The following is a 17,199-nucleotide window of genomic DNA, read 5'->3' as shown; positions in this document are numbered from 1 at the left end:
CATCTTCAATGAGGACCGACACCGGCTTGGCAGAGCCGATCAGGGCTCAGAAAAAGTGGGCAAGGCGATCCGCGATACCGTCGAGCATGATCGTGTGGCTCAACGGGACGTTCGGGGCCGGGAAGACGACCACTGCCAGTGAGTTGGTCAAGCTCCTGCCGCGGTCACGGATCTTCGACTCCGAACAGGTCGGCTACATGCTGCGGCATGTCCTGCCGGAGCCGCCCGGCGACTTCCAGCATCTGCCGCCGTGGCGGCCACTGGTCTGCGCGACGATCGTTCAGGTGCTCCGCCATGTCGGGGGCATTCTGGTCACGCCTCAGACCGTATTGGTCCAGGAGTACGCGAACGAGATCTTCGACGGCTTGGCCGACGAAGGCGTGAAGGTGCACCACTTCGTGCTGCACGCGGACCAAAGTGAACTCGTCCGCCGGATCGAGGAAGACCGGTCGGAGCACCAAAGCGCCCGGGAATGGCGATTGGATCACCTCGACCCCTACCAGGCCGCCTTGCCCTGGCTCAGAAAATCGGCGACTGTCGTTGACACGACTGGGAAATCTCCGCACCAGGCGGCCGTGGAAATCGACCGGCTCGTGTCACTGAACGCCCCGCGATCGTCACCGTGACGAAACGGCAGAGGGTCACCCGGACGCCCGAAAACCAGGCGCCAATGTCCCGGTTCCGGACTGTGTCATCGTCTCCACGGCCGTTGGAAGGCACTTAGTGAAAAGTTAGCGACCTGTGGTTGCGTGGAGCCGGTAGCGGATCCGGAATGACCGGAGTACCGCTCGACTGGAGGAGGAACCATGGGAGATGGAATGCCCTCATTGCGGAAGTTCGCGGCGCTGTCGCTGCTCGCGGCCGGAATCACGCTGACGGGACTCGGCGGCGTCGCTTCGGCAGTCGAGAGTGCCGCGCCCACGAACGCCGTCGGCCAGGTACATCTCGACAGCGGCCAGCAGACCTTGGGCATCCTCTGCGCGCACCCAGCCCATGTAGCCTGCTGGTGAGGCACTGAAGGGGACCTTTCCGACATCCGCGTCGGGGAGGTCCCCTTCGGGATCGGTAACGGCTACGAGCCGCATTGGCTCACCGATAGCTGACTCCTGGCACAGGCGTGGTCGCCGACCACGCCGCGGATCGTTCGGTGTCGAGTCGAAGCGGCGCGGGATGCGGTCGGGCAGGTTCAGGAGTCGTTGCGAAGGCTGGGAGTTCTGTCGCAGCTGTGCCCCTTGGTGGATACGTTCAACGACTTTGACGCATCCTGGAGCGCGCGGACGATCTGTTCGAGGTGTGGTCGACGTCGGCCGGTGTTGCTGGGCATCGTCACGACGACCCGGTGGGTCAAGGCGTCATCGGGCCCGTCGACAGTCACCGGCACCCACACGAAGTCCTTTGCGGGGTTACCACCGAACGCGTTGTCGACCATGAAGGGATGCGCGATGTCCTCGGGCGCGACGACTGTGCCGTGGCCCTCGTAGGCGAAAATGGTCAGCACCTTGGTGCCATAGGCCTCCAGCCCGATCTTCATCTCCCGGACCAGTTCCGCGGGCACGTGCGCCTCGATCTCGCCCTCGAGCAGGATCCGTGATCGTGTTTCCGGTGGTGGCAGGAGGAGTTCGTGCTGTCTCACGAGCTGGGTGAGCGTCAGGTGCGACGGGGCATCGCGCTTGGGCACCATCGCCACCAGCCGGGTCGTGTAAAGCGGGAACGTCGTGAGGCTCTTTCCGGCGGTGGGCAGCCCGATGGCCAGGTCCAGGGCGCCGTGCGTCATGGGCTCGAGAACGTGCTGTTCGAAGCTGCTGCGTGAGCGGTGATGCTCGGCAAGAACCTCGAGCCGGAGCAGGATGTCACTGGTCTCCTCCAGCTTCTTCTTCGCCCGCGCGACAATGTAGGCGTGCTGAGGCAGGAACGCCACGGTGCACTCCATCCGTGCCACGCGGGTGAGCCCGACGGTGCGGGCGAGGATGTCCCTGGCAAGCCGCACGATGTCTTCACCATGCATGGTGACCGGCATACAACCGTTGCTGCGGGTGACCAGGTTGCCGCCACCCAGTTCCTGCTCCAGATCGCGGATGTGGTTCCTGACGCTGGTCTCGCCCAGCCGGACCTCCTTGGCCGCGTCGAGCACGGAGCCGCTGTACCTGTGGAGCGCCACCAGCGTGGCCAGCCGGTCCAAGGTGACCTTGGTCGGGATTTTGTACTCGGGATTAGTCATGTCAACAAGGTCGCCCCGCAGCGCAGAATGTTTCGCGGGGCGCACAACATTTCAGATACTGCCTGGATCGCCAACAATTATGTTGCTGACGGCATGGGCGAGATTCAAAGTAACGGTGGAACTGGTAAGAAACGTAGATCTTCAAGGCTTGGAGAATAAATAAGAATCCTTGCGAAGGGATCAGTATCGAGCCCTCTGAAAATGGCTTCTGCCATCGGTTACGCGGCTACAGTGAAAATAATCCATCCAGCAAAAAGAGATGCGGCCATCGCATCTGGGTGGCCGCATCTCTTGGTCAGGATCCGGTGTCGGCCGGGTCTTGACGCTCGACACGTAGCCCATGGAAGGAGCCAAACATGTCGACAAACCATGGTACGACCGCCAAGGGGCCCTGGGAAACCGCCCTTTGGGGTGTGCTCGGGCTCAATTGGACCCTCGACGCCGGGCAGTCGGTCCGGAACATCAAGATGCCGACCATGCAGGCTTGGCCGCTGATCGGGGCCAGCTGGATAGCGATGGCAGCGATCGGGATCACGAACTCCTGGTACGCGTACCTCGCATCGGTGATCGTCGGTCTCTTTTTCACCGAATGCGCGGACGTGCGCGCCACGCGCAAAGACTCCCTCATCTTCCGGACCTCTCGGTGGCGTGAAGCCGGAACCTGGTTGAGTTTCTTCGTCGGAATGGGTGTCAACGCCCATTCCGTCATCGCGCACCACGCCGCCGGCGCGGTCAACCCGCTTTTCTTCGCAGCAGGGCTGCTGGCCCTGTTTGTGGTGAAGTACGTTGCGCATCAGGTCGAACGAGGCCTTCGCAGGCTCGACGAAATTGGCGAGAAGATCGACAAGATCAATGACCGCCCGGAACCTGAACCGGAACCGGCTGGTCAGGTGAGTTCTCCGCAGATGGTGATCAATATTCACGAGTGGCAGACGCGGAAAGCAAAGTCGAAGAACGGCCGGCACCACAAGGCCGCGTAGTCAAACTGCCCTGCGCCACTTGAGTGGCGGAGCGCCCCCGGCCGGAAGGTGGCCGAGGGCGCTCTTACCGCAGACCGTGAAGCGGAACGGCTGACGATGCCGCGCCCAAACCAGCCGTGAAGAAGTCGTCCAGCTTCGCGATCACGGTCGGCAGGTACTCCTCCCTGTCGTACAGGTCGACGTGGGTGGCGCCGTCAATCCAGAAGAGCTCCTTGGGTTCGGCGGCTTTCTCGATCGCCTCACGGCTGAGATACGCGGTGGCCGCCGCCGTCCCGGCGATCATCAGCAGCGGGCGCGGCGAGACGAGCTCGATCCGCTCGAAGGCGCTGAACTGCGCGATCAGGTCGATGCTGCGGAAGACGAAATGGTTCGCCGACCGCGGGTGACTGCCACGCGGCGTGCGGTAGTACTCCCAGCCGTCGTAGGTGTGCTGCCCGAGGCTCATCGCCTGCTCCCCCGTGTCCGGGTGAATCTGCTGCAGCCGCGCGGGCTCGCCCCGCGCTTCTTCGACGCGGGCCTCGCCTGCGGCGTCGAGCATGGCTTGGAGGACTTCGGGGGCCTGTGTGCGGCCGACGCCTTCGCGGAACATGCTGCCGGTGTCCACGGCGCTGACCGTGGCGACCGTCTTGATCCGGTGATCGGTCGCCACGGCGGGTATGACGTAGCCGCCCGACGCACAGATGCCGAGCGCGCCGATGCGCTCGGCGTCCACCTCGTCTCGAAGGATCAGGAACGTGACGGCGCTCTTGATGTCCTCGACACGATGGGACGGATCTTCGAGCAGGTGCGGCTCGCCTTCACTCTCGCCTTGGTAGGCGGCGTCGAAGGCGAGAGTGATGAAACCCGCGCGCGCCAGGCGTTCGGCGTAGAGACCTGCGGTCTGCTCCTTCACCCCGCTCATGGGATGCGAGACGACGATGGCGGGACGACGGCCACCGATCCTGTCGTCGGGTGTGTAGAGGTGGCCGGCGAGCCGCAGACCGGCGCTGGGAAAGGTGACTGCTGTTTTCATGGTGCTGTTCTCCAACGAACTTCGGGACGGGACTCCTCCAGGTTCGGCCAGTACCGGCCCGGGTAAAAGAGGCCAGTTCCTTCGGAGGAACGACCATGACTGGGAAGAAACCTGCCTCCCCACAAAGCCACTACCAGCGGTGATAATGGAACTCATGAACGGCGACACCCATCTCACGGAGCTCGGGGAGTTCCTCAAGGCCCGGCGTGCCGAGCTGAGCCCGCGGGGTGTGGGCCTGCCCGACACCGGGGCTCCGCGCCGCGTCCCGGGGCTGCGCCGGGAAGAGGTGGCCCAGCTCGCGGTGATCAGCGTCGACTACTACACCCGCTTGGAACAGGGCAGGCTGCAGGCATCGGCGTCGGTCCTGGCCACGCTGGCCCGCGCGCTGCGGCTGGACGACGACCAGCGGGACTATCTGTATGAGCTGGCCGGGAAGACGGCCGCTCGTCCGCGCCGGAGGCTGGTCCAGCGGGTCAGGCCGCCGATGCGGCGGCTGCTGGACCAGCTCACCGAGACACCCGCCCTGGTAATGGGCCGCCATCTGGACATCCTGGCCTGGAATTCCGTGGCCGCCGCCCTGTACACGGATTTCGCACGGATCCCGGAGAACCGGCGCAACTATGTGCGGCTCCTCTTCACCGATCCGGCCGTGCGCAGTCTCTACGCCGATTGGGAGCAAGCCGCCCGCACCTGCGTGGACGTCCTGCGCATGGAAGCGGCCCGCGACCCCGACAATCCGCGCTTGGTCACCCTTGTCGGCGAGCTTTCCGTCCAGGATCCCGACTTCCGTCAGTGGTGGGCCGCCCATCGGGTCGCCAGCACCAGCTACGGCACAAAAGCCTTCCACCATCCGGTCGTCGGCGACCTCACCCTCGACTGCGACACCTGGGACTGCCCCGACGACCATGACCAGCGGCTCGTCGTCATGACCGCCGAACCCGGCACGCCGTCGCACGAGGCGCTGCGCATCCTCGCCTCGTGGACCGCGGAATACCCCGCACACGAAAATGGCCTGCCGGTTCGCCCGGCAGGCCATGAGTCGCGGCGAGGAAAAGGAGGAAGCTAAATGTCCGATACAGGGTTAGAAGGAAGCTCCCTCATAGCCTCGCTGAAAGAACGCTAACAGGGTCGTCAGCCCGGGATCAACTCGTTTAACCGGTCGAGTGCGAACACGTCCGATCCCTCGGGCAGTTCCTCCGGACGCTCGATGCCGACGAAGGTGACCGGCTCGGTCAGCTCCATCCCCGGTTCGTACAGCGCGTACGTCTCCGCCTTGGCACACAACAGTTTCACCAGGTGTGACAGCAGCAGGAACCGGCGTTCCACGATGCCTCGCACCAGCGAAGACGTACCGAGACTACCTACCTCGGTCTGGTTTCCCCAGGACCGGCCGCGCACCCCCAGGTGCATCCACTTCGCCCACCAACGGCCGTCGCCGCCGCGGAAGAACACCAGCGGCAACACGATCCGGCTACCTCCGGACAGCGCCGAGCGCATCCGGACCGTGCGCGGTTCGTACGGCAGGCCGCGCTGGGCGGCGTCGCGGGTCATGAACCCGAACAGCGCCTCTTCGACCTTGTCGAAACCCTCCCCGGAGTAGACGTGGACCTGCGGCACGAGGTAACGCGCCGAAACGCGGTCGAGGCGCAGGTCGATGAACTCCGACGCCCCGTCCCGCGCATCGGTGACGTCCCCGGAGTGCTTCCCGCCGAACCCGGTCAGGTTGGTCCACGACACGTGGCCGAGTGGCTCGAAGTCCTCCCCCAGCATCGCCACCGACAGGTCGAAGTCAGTGATCTCCGAGCGCTGCTTCCAGTAGGTGAAGAAGCGCAGCGACGTCCCGTCGACCGGGGTGATCGACCCGCGTGGCATGACGGCGAACCCGCTCTCGGTGGCTTTCCCCGACAGCGGCACCGCCAGCCCGAGCACCGCGGGGTCGACGACGAGCCTGCGGTACGACGGCAGCCGCCGCGTCAGCTCGTCGTCGAGCAGCGCGCCCAGCCGTTCGACGACGCCCGCGTCCAGCGGCTTGCGTTCGTCCTCGGTCACCCAGACCCGGCCGGCACGGTTGGCGAACATCCGGACCGAGTCCGGCGAGGTGCGGTTCTGGACGTGCTCGCGGATCGAGCACAGCACCCGCCCCGAAACCTGGCCGAGCACCGAACGCACGACCTTGAGCACCCGCTCGGTCTCGTCGGGCGAGCAGGCCCGCAGTACCCGGTCCAGCCCGCGCATCAGCGTTCCCGGCGCGACGGCCAGCTGGTCGACCGCGCCCAGCACGTCCCCGGCGCCGAACGCGAGTTCCACCCGGCCCGCGAGTGACCGCAGGGGCTGGTCGCCGCGTGCGACGGCGAAGACGTCCTGGGCGTGGGGGAACCGGTCGTATTCGTGCGGGTGCAGGCGTTCGCCGAGCCGCTGCCAGCGCCGGGTGTGGCGCAGGACGTCGACGAGTTTCGCCGGGTTCGCCGCCACGACCTGGTCCAGCACCGACATCAGCGCCCGTCGTTCGGGACGGGAGAACACCCGGAACCGGGTCGTGGTCTCGAGCGTGACGTCGCCGCCGGACGCCTCGCAGGCCAGGCGCAGCACGTCTGTGACGGTGTCTACCGGCTCCAGCGGCGTGCGCGCGGCGAGCCGGACGGCGTTGACCACAGCCTTGTTCTCGCGCATCGGAATGGTTTCGGGCTGCTCGGCGTCCAGGCAGAACCGCGCCAGCACACGCAGCGCGTCAAGGTCGGCGTCGGTCAACGGAGTGGGGCTGCCCGCGAGCGCCAGATACAGCTCGTGGGCTTCGACCTCCAGCGACCGGCCGAGGTGGACGACGGTGAGACGGTCCTTGATCGATGGGATCAGCTCGTCGTGCGCGGCGAGCAGCTCGGCGTACGTGTGCTGGTAGCGGCCGTACAGGGGCAGGGCGAGCAGGTTGACCGAGCCATCGGGGAGCACGGGGATCGTCCCGGTGTTGAGCAGTGAGTGCCGCAGGCACTTGACCCAGAACTTCATCGTGTCCGGGACGTTGGCCGGGAAGTCGATGAAGTACGAGTTGTGCTGGACGTGGTCGCCGACCAGGACCTTGACCGCGCCCACGACCTCCTGGGCGACCTCGAGCGCGAGGCCCTTTTCCAGCCCGGTGAGGTGCTCCAGCAGCTGTCGGGACGCCTTGAACCCGGAGGTGAGCAGGGTGGCGTCCAGCTGCCGGGCCACCGCCTGGCTGTCCCCGGCCGGACCGGTGACGGCGGGGACTCGCAGCGTCTTCCGGATGATCACTTCCTTGAGCATGCCGTCAGCGTGACAGCCGAAGCCGCTCTGGCATACCGATTAGTTCAGGGTGTCGGGAGGTTGAGCGAGAGCTGTTCGGCAGGGCGCCGCCGGGACTGGCCGCGCCGGCTTCCCCGACCGGTGGCCGGGCAGCTCTGCGTGAGCCGCGGCATCGGGGCCGACAGCGTCGCCGCGCACGGCGGGCAGACCTCCACCGTCGCACCGGTCGCCAGGACGTCCACCTCGTCCCACAACCTCGCCCGTTCGGTCCCGCACACCGAGCGGCCGTAGCGCCGGTCGTCGGGGTCCCGTTCGGTCAGATGCGCCGTCTTGCCCGGCTCGGGCAGGGCGCCGGTGACGTACCAGCGGGGCGGACTCGTGGCGGTGAGATGGGACATGGAGCGCTCCTGGCGGGTGTCAGTTGCTCGATCTCGTCGTCCTTCGCAGCTCCGATGGTGATCTCCGAACCCCGCAGGTCGGCGGCGACGCGCCGAAGCGGCCGCGTTCTGTGCGGTGAACGGCGGTTCAGCGAGTCCTAATTCAGGCGACCCGGGTGCCTTTCCCCGGTTACCGTCGCGGCATGCCCTTCACCGAGCTGGATGCCTGGCTGAGCGCCCGCGCGGCCGCCGATGAGTTCTCCGGCGTGGTCCTGATCCGCCGCGGCGAGCGGACCGAGTTCTCCGGGGCGTACGGCTGGGCCAGCCGGCGCTGGCCGGTGCCGATGACCGAGGCCATGCGGTTCGACACCGCGTCCATCACCAAGCTGTTCACCTCGGTCGCCGCGCTGCGGCTGGTGGACCGGGGAAAGCTGGACCTGGACACGCCGATCACCGAGATCGTCGACCTGGCCGGTACGACGATCTCGCCCGCGGTGACCGTCCGCCACCTGCTCACCCACAGCTCCGGCATCGCCGACGACGCCGACGAAGAAGCCGGTGAGAGCTACGAAGCGCTGTGGGTCGACAAGCCCGTCTACTCGGTCACCGAAGCTCGTGACTACCTGCCGCAGTTCGCGCACAAACCGCCGAACTTCGCGCCCGGTGCGGGTGTCCGGTACTGCAACGTCGGATTCATCCTGGTGGGCCTGGCGATCGAGGAACTCACCGGAACCCCGTACCGGGACCACATCCGCGCCGACGTCTTCGCCCGCGCGGGCATGACCTCGTCGGACTTCTACGACCGCCGCGAGGCCGCGCCCGACGTCGCCGAGGGCTGGGATCCGGTGCTCGACGCCGAGGGCAAGCGCACGGGGTGGAAGCAGAACATCTTCAGCTACCCGCCCATCGGCTCGGCCTCCGACGGCGCGCACGTCACCGCGCCCGACCTGGTGCGGTTCCTGCGGGCCCTGCGAGCGGGCGAACTGCTTTCGCCGGAACGGACCGAACTGTTCCTCACGCCGCAGGTCCGGCACGAGACCGACGGCTGGTACGGCTTCGGACTGGAATTCACCCTCGAGCCCGACGACTCGGTGTGGGCGTACTCCAAGGGTGGCGGCAACACCGGCGTCAGCAATATGGTCCGGCACTACCCGGCCGCGGATCTCGACGTGGTGATGCTGTCCAACGCCGAACGCGGTGGTCTCGCGGTCGTCCAGAAGATCGACCGGCTCGTCCGGGCTGCCGTCTAGCGGTCCAGGCGCCGGTAGCGGCGGACCGACAGCGGCAGGAACACCGCGACGAGTAGCACGGGCCAGCCGATCGCGAGCAGCTGCGCGTGCTGCGCGGCCCAGGAATCCCCGCCCCAGCCGGGATTGCCGAACAGCGCGCGGGTCGCGGCGACGGTGGCCGACAGCGGGTTCCACTCGGCGATCCCGCTGAGCCAGCCGGGCATCTGCGTCGGGGAGACGAAGGTGTTGGCGAGCATGGTGAGCGGCATCAGCACCACGTACGCGGTGCCGGCGGCCTCCGGGGTGATCATCAGGCCGAGGTGGATGCCGACCCAGATCAGCGCGAACCGCAGGAGCAGCAACAAGCCGATCGCGGCCAAGGCGTTCGCCGTGCCGTTGTGCCAGTTCCACCCGACGGCCCAGCCGCAAAGCACCAGGATGGCGAGTTCGAGGACCGAGTTCAGCATGTCGTTGGCGCTGCGACCGAGCACCACGGCGGCCGGCGAGATCGGCATCGAGCGGAACCGGTCGGTGATGCCCTTGGTCGCGTGGACCGACATGACCATCATCGTGGACATGACGCCGAACATCATGGTCTGCGCGAACAGGCCCGGCATCAGGAACTCGCGGTAGTCGCCGCCCCCGGCCACCGACATCGCGCTGCCGAAGACGAAGCCGAACAGCACCACCATGACGATCGGCTGCAGCAGGTTGTAGAGGATGACCGACGGGTTGCGCGTCCAGTGGATGAGCCCGGAGCGCGCGATGGTCCAGCTGTCGCCCACCGTCCAGCGCAGGCGGCTCGACCAGGTCCGGGGCATCGGGGGAACGACGGTCACGCCGCCACCTCCCGGTCGGTGAGGCGGAGGAAGACCTCGTCGAGGGTGGGGCGGCGCAGCGCGATGTCCTCGATGGCGATGCTTGCGGTGTGCAGGGCGCGTACGACATCGGTGAGGTCGTCGATCCCGCCCGGTGCGGGGACGTGGACGGCACGGATGTCGGGGTCGACGGCGGGTTCGGCGGTGGTGATCCGGGCGAGGATTCCGGCCGCTTCGGTGAGATCGCGGGGATCGGGGAGCACGAGGTCGATCTGGTCGCCGCCGATGAGCGACTTGAGGTGGGCGGGGCGGCCTTCGGCGATCACGCGGCCGGTGTCGATGAGCGCGATCTGGTCGGCGAGTTTGTCGGCCTCGTCCAGGTACTGGGTGGTGAGCAGCACGGTGGTGCCGCCGGCGACGAGCGCGCGGATCGCCTTCCAGACTTCGTTGCGGTTGCGCGGATCCAGCCCGGTCGTGGGCTCGTCGAGGAACAGCACCCGCGGCGCGAGGATGAACCCGACGGCGAGGTCGAGCCGTCGTCGCATGCCGCCCGAGTAGTGCTTGGCGCGTTTGCCCGCCGCGTCGGCCAGCCCGAACTGGTCGAGCAGCTCGTCCGCCCGGCGGCCCGCGCCGCGTTTGCCCAGGTGGTAGAGCCGTCCCCACAGTTGGAGGTTCTCGCGGCCGGTGAGGATCTCGTCGACGGTCGGTTCCTGGCCGGTCAGGCCGATCCGGTAGCGCACCTCGGCGGCGTCGCGGGTGACGTCGAACCCGGCGACCGTGGCGTGCCCGCTGTCGGCGCGCAGCAGGGTGCTGAGGATGCGGACGGCCGTGGTCTTCCCGGCGCCGTTCGGGCGCAGTCCGCAGACGGTGCCGGCCGGGACGGCGAGGTCGAAGCCGTCGAGTGCGTGGGTGTCGCCGTAGCGCTTGCGTAGTCCTTCGGCGACGACCGCGAAGGTGTCCATGTCTGCCCCTTGTTCGGATGAGACTTTAAGGTAGCAGTATGGGACATAAATGTCCCATAAATATCTTTCGGAGTTCCAGATCGGTCACTCGCTGCTACGCTTTGATCATGAGCGGTACCGACACCCAGGAGTCCGGCGCACGCAGCCGGACCAGGCGCGCGATCCTGAGCGCGGCGGCCTCCGTACTGGCCCGCGACCGCACCGCGACCCTCGCCGACATCGCCGTCGCGGCCGACGTCGGCCGCAGCACGCTGCACCGATACTTCCCAGACCGCGACGAACTCCTCAAAGCGGTCATCGAAGACTCCTTCGAAGTCCTCTACGAATCCCTCACGGCCGCAGCACTCGAAGACGGGCCGCCGCTGGAAGCCATGCGCCGGCTCGTCGCCGCACTGGTCGACGTCGGCGACAGGCTGCAGTTCCTCTTCGGCGACCCGCGCACACTCGAGGGACGCGAGTCCACCGAGGAGCCCGACGATCCGCAACCGGGGATCGCGCTGATCGAACGCGGCCAGGCCGAAGGGGTCTTCGACGCCGAAGTCAGCGCCGCGTGGATCGAGCACGCGCTCTGGGCGCTCGTCTACACCGCCTGCGAAGACGCCGCGAGAGGCAAGATGCCCCGCCACGCGATCACCGCCACGGTGATCCGGACCTTCGAGAAGGGCATCCTCCGATGACCTCGTACCAGCTCGACAAGCTCGGCCCGCCCACCGGTGAGGCCTCCGGCGTGGTCAGCTGGGAGGGCCTGGCCGAGGCGATCGACGCGCTGCCAGCACTCCCCCCGGCCGATCCGCTGGACCGCTACGCGATCCGTCACGTGACGATGCTCTGGCTGGCCGCCGACAAGACCGACCACACCCGCCGTGCCTATTACGCCGACCTCGCCGCGTGGCTCTCCTGGTGCGACCGCACCGGACTCGACCCGCTCAACGCCCGGCGCGCCGACGTCGACGCGTGGAAGACGACGCTGACGGTGACCGGCCGCGACGGTCTCCCCCGGCCCGCGGCGCCGTCGACGGTCGCGCGCACGCTCGCCGGGGTGTCGAGCTGGTACCGGTACCTGCAGTCGAACGACGTCGCCGACCGCAACCCGATCGGCGCGGTGACCCGGCCCAAACGCGGCAAGGTGTCACCGCTGCCGGCACTGGACGAGCGCTCGACCGCGACGCTGCTGGACTACGCCGAAAGCCGCGCGCGCCGCAACGAAACCGAGGCGTCCTGGCGGGACGCGGCGTTGCTGTGTCTGCTGTTCTACACCGGTCTGCGGGTCACCGGCATCACCAGCGCGACTGTCCCGGATCTCGACGTCGACTCCGGGCACACCATTCTGCGCTACACCGCGAAAGGCGGCCTGCGGGACTTCGTGCCACTCGTCCCGCCCGCGCTACGGCCGTTGCACCGCTACCTCGAAGTCCGCGCGGCCCGCGAAGGCGTGGCCGTCACGAAACTGTCCGGACCACTGCTGGCGACAGCGCCGCATGCCCACGACACCGGCAAACCGGGCGGGAAAGCGTTGCGGCAGCGGGATGTCTGGCAGACGCTGCGCAAGTTCGCCGAGCAGGCGGGGATCCCCGGCGCCGCGCACATCAGCCCGCACACCGCGCGGCGCACCACCGGTACTTTGCTGCTGTCGCATGACGTTCCGGTACAGAAGGTGCAGGACCTGTTGGGGCACGCGGACATCCGCACCACCCGGGACAGCTACGACGCGCATCGCCACAAGCTCGACACCTCGCCCGTGCACACCCTCGCTCAGATCATCGCCGACCACCGGGGCGGCTGAGGGCCGGATACTTCGCCCCGGTTCTCTCCTGAATTACAGACTGACGGAGCGTCAGCTTGGGTTGCCGACCCGGATCCGCTGCCAGCAGAAGAGCTTTCCTGAGTTCGCCGACATATTCCGAGATTATCTCAAGCGTTACGTAACCATCCTTGATGCTAGGAATGTCGACATGCCCGTAGGCCCTATGGGCGGTCAACTCGACGCCCACTCCGAAGGCATGGGCGCACACGATCCTCACCTCGACGACAGTCCCGACCAGGTCGGCGTCCAGCTCACCCCACTGGGTCGCGGGGATTCCATGGATGTCTTGACCTTCGACGTTGGCGAGTGGATGCATACGACCAGCCTAGTAACGGGAGTCCCAGGAAAGCGGGCCCGACCGGGGTTACTTCGCCGTCGAAGGCTCTCAGCCGCTGGTGAGACTCAGCGGGCGACCGTCTTGTTGTAGGCGTCCACGGCGTCGGCGAGGACGGGACCGCGGTGCATCACCTTCCGGTTCTTGAGCACGACGTACACGCGCTCGGCGTGGTGCCAGTTGAACGTGACCCGCCCCCGCGCCGCGATGCGGATGATCGTGCCGAGCTTGCCCCGTTCACCGTCGACCTTCGCCTGTGCTTGCTCGACGGTGAGCGATCCGTCCGCTTGTGACTCTGTCATCGTGGCCAATCTCGTGTCGGTAGCGACCCCAACGATAATGACCGCCCTCATCCGGTGCTCTTCCCGGACGCGGTAACGAGCCCGCTCTCGTAGGCGGTGATGACGAGTTGCGCCCGGTCCCGCGCGCCGAGTTTCGTGAGCAGGCGGCTGATATGGGTCTTCACCGTCGCCGCGCCGAGGTGCAGATGAGCCGCCAGTTCGGTGTTCGACAGGCCCCGGGCGATCGGCGTGGCCGAGGCGTCGGTGGTCGCGGCCACCTCGCTCGTCGCCGCGTACGGGTTCCTGTTCGCGAGCTACGCACTCGGACGGGTCATCGTGGGTGAACGCACCATGGGATTCAACGCCGGTTCGTTCACCGACGACCTGCCCCTGCTGCTCGCGTCCGGCCTGTCGGTGACCGTGCTGGCGCTGGCCGGGCTGGGGCTCGGCGCGGTGGGCCGTCGCGCTGATCGTGCTGGTGGGCTACGGAGTCGCCGCCGTGCTCATGGCCGTGATCGCGCTGCGCCGCCGGGACGTCTAACGGGTACCGCCGTTCGGCCGTTGTCCGCCGGGCGTGGGTGTGTTCGGATTCGAGGTATGAATCGGTCCAGGGTCGTACCGGCTTTAGCGTTCTGCGCATTGTTGGGTTTCACCACGCTCACGCCGGTGGCGGCGGCCGCGCCCGATCCCGGGCCGGGCGCGCTGTCGCATTTCGGCCTCGCCCGCAAGGACTGCCTCGGCACGGCACGCAACGACACCAGCAAGGTCTGGTACACCGTCGCCGGCGGTGTGCTGTCCGACGTCTACGCGCCGACGGTCGACAACACCAACGTCGAGACGCTGCAGTTCGTCGTCACCGACGGCCGGAGTTTCACCGACCTGCAGAGCCGCGACACCACGTACACCGTCCGCGCGACCGACGCCGGGGGTATGGCGTGCGAGGTCACCTCGACCGCGCGCAACGGCAAGTACCGGCTCGTCACCGAGTACATCACCGACCCCGCGCGTGACAGTGTCGTGCTGCGGACCCGGCTGGACCCGTTGCGCGGCAACGGGAACGACCTCAAGGTCTATGTCCGGTACGACGCCAGTATCAACGGCAACGGCGGTGGCGGCGCACCCAACGGCGGTGCGGACGACGCCTCCGTCGACGCCGGGACCACCGCGCTGGTCAGCGGGGACACCAACACCGTCACCAGCGCTCCAGAGCGCGACTATGGTGTCCCGCAGGCCGCGGCACTGCGCGCGGACCGCAAGTTCCTCGCCACCAGCAGCGGTTTCGCGGGCACCGCTCGCGACGGGCTCACGCAGCTGGACACCGCGCGCAAGCTGACCGACACCACGCCGACGGCGTCGAAGGGCAACGTGGTGCAGACCGCGCAGCTCGACCTCCAGCCGCGCGAGCCCGTCACGCTCTCGCTCGGTTTCGGGCGGACGCCGTCGGCCGCGGTCGACACCGCCGGCGCCAGCGTCCGGACGCCGTACGCGCAGACCTACCAGCGCTACACGGCCGGCTGGCGGGACTACGACGCGAAGCTGCGGCGGGTGAACGACTCCGACCGGGCCGCGTACCTGCACTCGGTGAACGTGCTCAAAGCCAGTGAGGACAAGACGTTCAAGGGCGCGGTGGTCGCGTCGCTGGGCAGCCCGTGGGGCCAGGCCGTCAGCGCGGGGGACGCTCCCGGTGGGAAACCGGTCTACTTCGGTTCGTACCGCGAGATCTTCGCCCGCGACCTTTACGAGAGTTTCTCCGGGCTGCTCGCCGCGGGTGACCTCGAAACCGCGCGTTCCACCGTCACCTGGTTGTTCGGCAGGCAGCAGCAACCCGACGGCCGGTTCCCGCGTAACTCGATGCTCAACGGCAAGAAGGCACCCGACTCCGGCGGCGACCAGCTCGACGAGACGGCGTACCCGATCCTGATGGCGCTGCAGGTCGGGTTGGACCGCGATCGCGCGTTCTACCGCGACCACATCCGACCGGCGGCGGACTTCGTCGTCGCGCACGGCCCGTCCTTCGGTTCGGAGCGCTGGGAAGAGCAGGGCGGGTACTCGCCCTCGACGATCGCCGCCGAAATTGCCGGACTCGTCGCGGCCGGCACCATCGCCGAGCGCAACGGCGACCCGGCGCGGTCGCGCGTGTACTTCGCGACGGCGGACCACTTCCAGCGCAGCATCAAGAACTGGACCGTCACGACCACCGGCCCGTACGGCGACGGCCGGTACTTCGTCCGGCTCACCAAGAACGGCGATCCGGACACCGGAACCGAGTACAACCTCGGTAACGGCTCAGTCGTTACCGATCAGCGCGCGGTCGTCGACGCCGGTTTCCTCGAGCTGACCAGGCTCGGAGTGCTTCCCGCCGACGATCCGGACGTCAAGAAGTCCCTCGCCGTGGTCGACCAGGTCCTCAAGCGCGACACCCCGAACGGGCCCGGCTGGTACCGCTACGGCACCGGCTCGGCAGGCAGTGAAGACGGCTACGGCGACTGCTACGAGCCCGATCCGACGACCTGCGACCCGACCGGGCGGCCGTGGCCCACCGGCAACACGGGGTCCGGGCACCTCTGGCCGGTGCTCGCGGGCGAACGCGGCGAGCAGCTGATCCAGACCGGTGATCGCCGCGCGGCGAGTGGGCTGTTGACGGCGATGCAGGCGCAGACCGGTGGCTCCGGGCTGATCCCCGAGCAGATCTGGGAGAACCCGCCCGTTCCCGCGTCGCCCTTCGGCACGGATCCGGCGGTGGCCTCGATCGGGTTCAAGCCCGGCGAGTCCGTCGGCTCGGCGTCGCCACTGAGCTGGGCGCAGGCGCAGTACATCCGGCTGGCCCGCGCCGTCGACGCCGGGCGTCTCGTCGAGCAGCCGGGTGAGGTCCGGTCGCGGTACGTCGACCACGCTCCCCCGGCAGTTGTGCCGGTTACGGTGAGCGCTCCCGACAGCGTCGAGACGGCGACAGCCACCGTCACCGGTACGGCTCCGGCGGGCAGCACCGTCGAGGTCTCCGCGACGGCCACCGATGCGGGCGGCGCGACGACCGTGGTCAGCACCAAAGCGAGCGCCGCCGGGACGTTCACGGCCCAGGTCCCGACGCCGCTGGGCACGACCGTGGTGACCGCCGCCGCGACCACGCACCGCGGCACGGGATACGTCCAGCGCACGATCACGTCCGACTTCGTGACCGGAACCGTGCTGGCCGACTTCGCCGACCCCGACGGGGACGACTACGGGCCGGGGACGTACACCTACCCGACCGCGGGCGACTTCCACGCCGGGGCGTTCGACCTCCAGCGGTTCCAGGTGATCGACGCCGGCGAGACCCTCGTCCTGCGGGCGCGGTTGCGTGATCTGAGCCCGACGTTCGGTTCGGCGCTCGGTGCGCAGCTGCTGACCGTCTACGCGCATGATCCGGCGGCGGCCACCACATCCGTCGCGGCGCCTTTCCCGGCTCGTCAGTACACGATCGCGCCCGCGGACGCGTGGAGCCGGATCATCGAGGTGCAGGGGTTCGCCGATCCGGTGTTCTCGGATGCGTCCGGCGCCAGGCTCGGGACGGCGGCCGTGCAGGCGAGCCAGAGTTCGCGCTATATCTCGATCAGCGTGCCGAAGGCGGCTTTCGGGACACCGGGTCCGGGCTGGAAGTTCGCCGTCGTGCTCACCGGGCAAGAGGGTGGCAACCCGGATCAGGCGCGGGGGTTCACCCCGGCCGCGGGCAGCTACACCTTCGGGCTGTGCGCGGCGGGCGGGACGAGCCCGATCTGCGGCGTCGACCCGTCCACCGCCCCGAAGGCGATGGACGTCCTCACCCCGGCCGGGGTGGACCAGACCACCGAACTGAACCCGACGCTGGGACCGGTGAGGGTGCAAGGAGTGCCGCTGAGCTAGCCGAAAGGCGTAGCTTGGGTGCGTGGCTCGTGAGTGGCTACGAGTGT

16 protein-coding genes and 1 pseudogene are annotated in these 17,199 nt (G+C 67.9%); 8 read left to right on the top strand and 9 right to left on the bottom strand.

The window, feature by feature from the left end:
* Window positions 1-86 precede the first annotated feature (86 nt).
* Together VGP60_RS16715 and VGP60_RS16710 are read left to right on the top strand one after the other, a co-directional pair.
* Window positions 87-626 (top strand): AAA family ATPase, encoded by a 540-nt coding sequence (locus VGP60_RS16715; protein WP_327548928.1) that lies wholly within the window; start codon window positions 87-89, stop codon window positions 624-626.
* A 180-nt stretch (window positions 627-806) separates the two neighbouring features.
* On the top strand, window positions 807-1,010 hold the full coding sequence (locus VGP60_RS16710) for a hypothetical protein (protein ID WP_327548927.1): 204 nt from the start codon (window positions 807-809) through the stop codon (window positions 1,008-1,010).
* A 176-nt stretch (window positions 1,011-1,186) separates the two neighbouring features.
* Here VGP60_RS16710 and VGP60_RS16705 read toward each other — a convergent pair whose 3' ends face one another.
* Entirely contained in the window at window positions 1,187-2,218 is a 1,032-nt protein-coding gene (locus VGP60_RS16705) for a hypothetical protein (protein WP_327548926.1), read from the bottom strand.
* 356 nt (window positions 2,219-2,574) lie between these two features.
* Between VGP60_RS16705 and VGP60_RS16700 the strand changes: the two genes are divergently transcribed.
* Window positions 2,575-3,198, top strand: coding sequence for a hypothetical protein (locus VGP60_RS16700; protein ID WP_327548925.1), 624 nt, complete (start codon window positions 2,575-2,577; stop codon window positions 3,196-3,198).
* Between the two features lie 64 nt (window positions 3,199-3,262).
* Here the strand turns inward: VGP60_RS16700 and VGP60_RS16695 are convergent, their stop codons facing one another.
* Window positions 3,263-4,210, bottom strand: a complete 948-nt coding sequence (locus VGP60_RS16695) for an alpha/beta hydrolase (RefSeq protein WP_327548924.1) — start codon at window positions 4,208-4,210, stop codon at window positions 3,263-3,265.
* A 154-nt stretch (window positions 4,211-4,364) separates the two neighbouring features.
* Here VGP60_RS16695 and VGP60_RS16690 point away from each other — a divergent pair, with 154 nt between their 5' ends.
* Complete coding sequence (locus tag VGP60_RS16690) at window positions 4,365-5,276, top strand: helix-turn-helix transcriptional regulator (RefSeq protein WP_327548923.1); 912 nt, start codon at window positions 4,365-4,367, stop codon at window positions 5,274-5,276.
* 65 nt (window positions 5,277-5,341) lie between these two features.
* Here the strand turns inward: VGP60_RS16690 and VGP60_RS16685 are convergent, their stop codons facing one another.
* Both VGP60_RS16685 and VGP60_RS16680 read right to left on the bottom strand, forming a co-directional pair.
* Window positions 5,342-7,489: a TerD family protein gene (locus tag VGP60_RS16685; protein WP_327548922.1), complete on the bottom strand. Its 2,148-nt coding sequence runs from the start codon at window positions 7,487-7,489 to the stop codon at window positions 5,342-5,344.
* Window positions 7,490-7,533: 44 nt separating this feature from the next.
* On the bottom strand, window positions 7,534-7,866 hold the full coding sequence (locus VGP60_RS16680; protein WP_327548921.1) for a hypothetical protein: 333 nt from the start codon (window positions 7,864-7,866) through the stop codon (window positions 7,534-7,536).
* A 182-nt stretch (window positions 7,867-8,048) separates the two neighbouring features.
* Between VGP60_RS16680 and VGP60_RS16675 the strand changes: the two genes are divergently transcribed.
* Entirely contained in the window at window positions 8,049-9,095 is a 1,047-nt protein-coding gene (locus VGP60_RS16675) for a serine hydrolase domain-containing protein (RefSeq protein WP_327548920.1), read from the top strand.
* On the opposite strand, the gene VGP60_RS16670 is transcribed toward VGP60_RS16675, so the two are convergent.
* Both VGP60_RS16670 and VGP60_RS16665 read right to left on the bottom strand, forming a co-directional pair.
* Window positions 9,092-9,913, bottom strand: a complete 822-nt coding sequence (locus tag VGP60_RS16670) for an ABC transporter permease (RefSeq protein WP_327548919.1) — start codon at window positions 9,911-9,913, stop codon at window positions 9,092-9,094. The two genes, VGP60_RS16675 and VGP60_RS16670, sit on opposite strands and share 4 nt — an antisense overlap.
* A complete protein-coding gene (locus tag VGP60_RS16665; RefSeq protein ID WP_327548918.1) occupies window positions 9,910-10,854 on the bottom strand; it encodes an ATP-binding cassette domain-containing protein in 945 nt (314 codons plus the stop codon). Before VGP60_RS16665 ends, VGP60_RS16670 begins: the two co-directional genes overlap by 4 nt.
* 107 nt (window positions 10,855-10,961) lie before the next feature.
* Between VGP60_RS16665 and VGP60_RS16660 the strand changes: the two genes are divergently transcribed.
* Together VGP60_RS16660 and VGP60_RS16655 are read left to right on the top strand one after the other, a co-directional pair.
* On the top strand, window positions 10,962-11,531 hold the full coding sequence (locus tag VGP60_RS16660; RefSeq protein WP_327548917.1) for a TetR/AcrR family transcriptional regulator: 570 nt from the start codon (window positions 10,962-10,964) through the stop codon (window positions 11,529-11,531).
* Window positions 11,528-12,637, top strand: a complete 1,110-nt coding sequence (locus VGP60_RS16655) for a tyrosine-type recombinase/integrase (RefSeq protein ID WP_327548916.1) — start codon at window positions 11,528-11,530, stop codon at window positions 12,635-12,637. The genes VGP60_RS16660 and VGP60_RS16655 overlap by 4 nt, the downstream gene beginning before the upstream one ends.
* On the opposite strand, the gene VGP60_RS16650 is transcribed toward VGP60_RS16655, so the two are convergent.
* From VGP60_RS16650 to VGP60_RS16640, 3 genes and pseudogenes are all read right to left on the bottom strand, one after another.
* The gene (locus tag VGP60_RS16650) at window positions 12,612-12,974 is read right to left on the bottom strand and encodes a hypothetical protein (RefSeq protein WP_327548915.1); all 363 of its coding nucleotides are present in this window, start codon (window positions 12,972-12,974) and stop codon (window positions 12,612-12,614) included. The two genes, VGP60_RS16655 and VGP60_RS16650, sit on opposite strands and share 26 nt — an antisense overlap.
* An 86-nt stretch (window positions 12,975-13,060) precedes the next feature.
* Window positions 13,061-13,294 carry a hypothetical protein gene (locus tag VGP60_RS16645; RefSeq protein ID WP_327548914.1) on the bottom strand — a complete coding sequence of 78 codons (234 nt, stop codon included), beginning with the start codon at window positions 13,292-13,294 and terminating at the stop codon, window positions 13,061-13,063.
* Between the two features lie 47 nt (window positions 13,295-13,341).
* Window positions 13,342-13,524: pseudogene (locus tag VGP60_RS16640) on the bottom strand (response regulator transcription factor); the annotation flags it as partial.
* Between VGP60_RS16640 and VGP60_RS16635 the strand changes: the two are divergent.
* A complete protein-coding gene (locus VGP60_RS16635) occupies window positions 13,523-17,152 on the top strand; it encodes a glucodextranase DOMON-like domain-containing protein (RefSeq protein ID WP_327548913.1) in 3,630 nt (1,209 codons plus the stop codon). The pseudogene VGP60_RS16640 and the gene VGP60_RS16635 overlap by 2 nt on opposite strands.
* Window positions 17,153-17,199 lie beyond the last annotated feature (47 nt).

The organism is Amycolatopsis sp. (genome assembly GCF_036008905.1).
Taxonomy (GTDB): Bacteria; Actinomycetota; Actinomycetes; order Mycobacteriales; family Pseudonocardiaceae; genus Amycolatopsis.
Note: the sequence above shows the minus strand (reverse complement) of the source record. Positions and strands in the feature narration are given on the sequence as shown.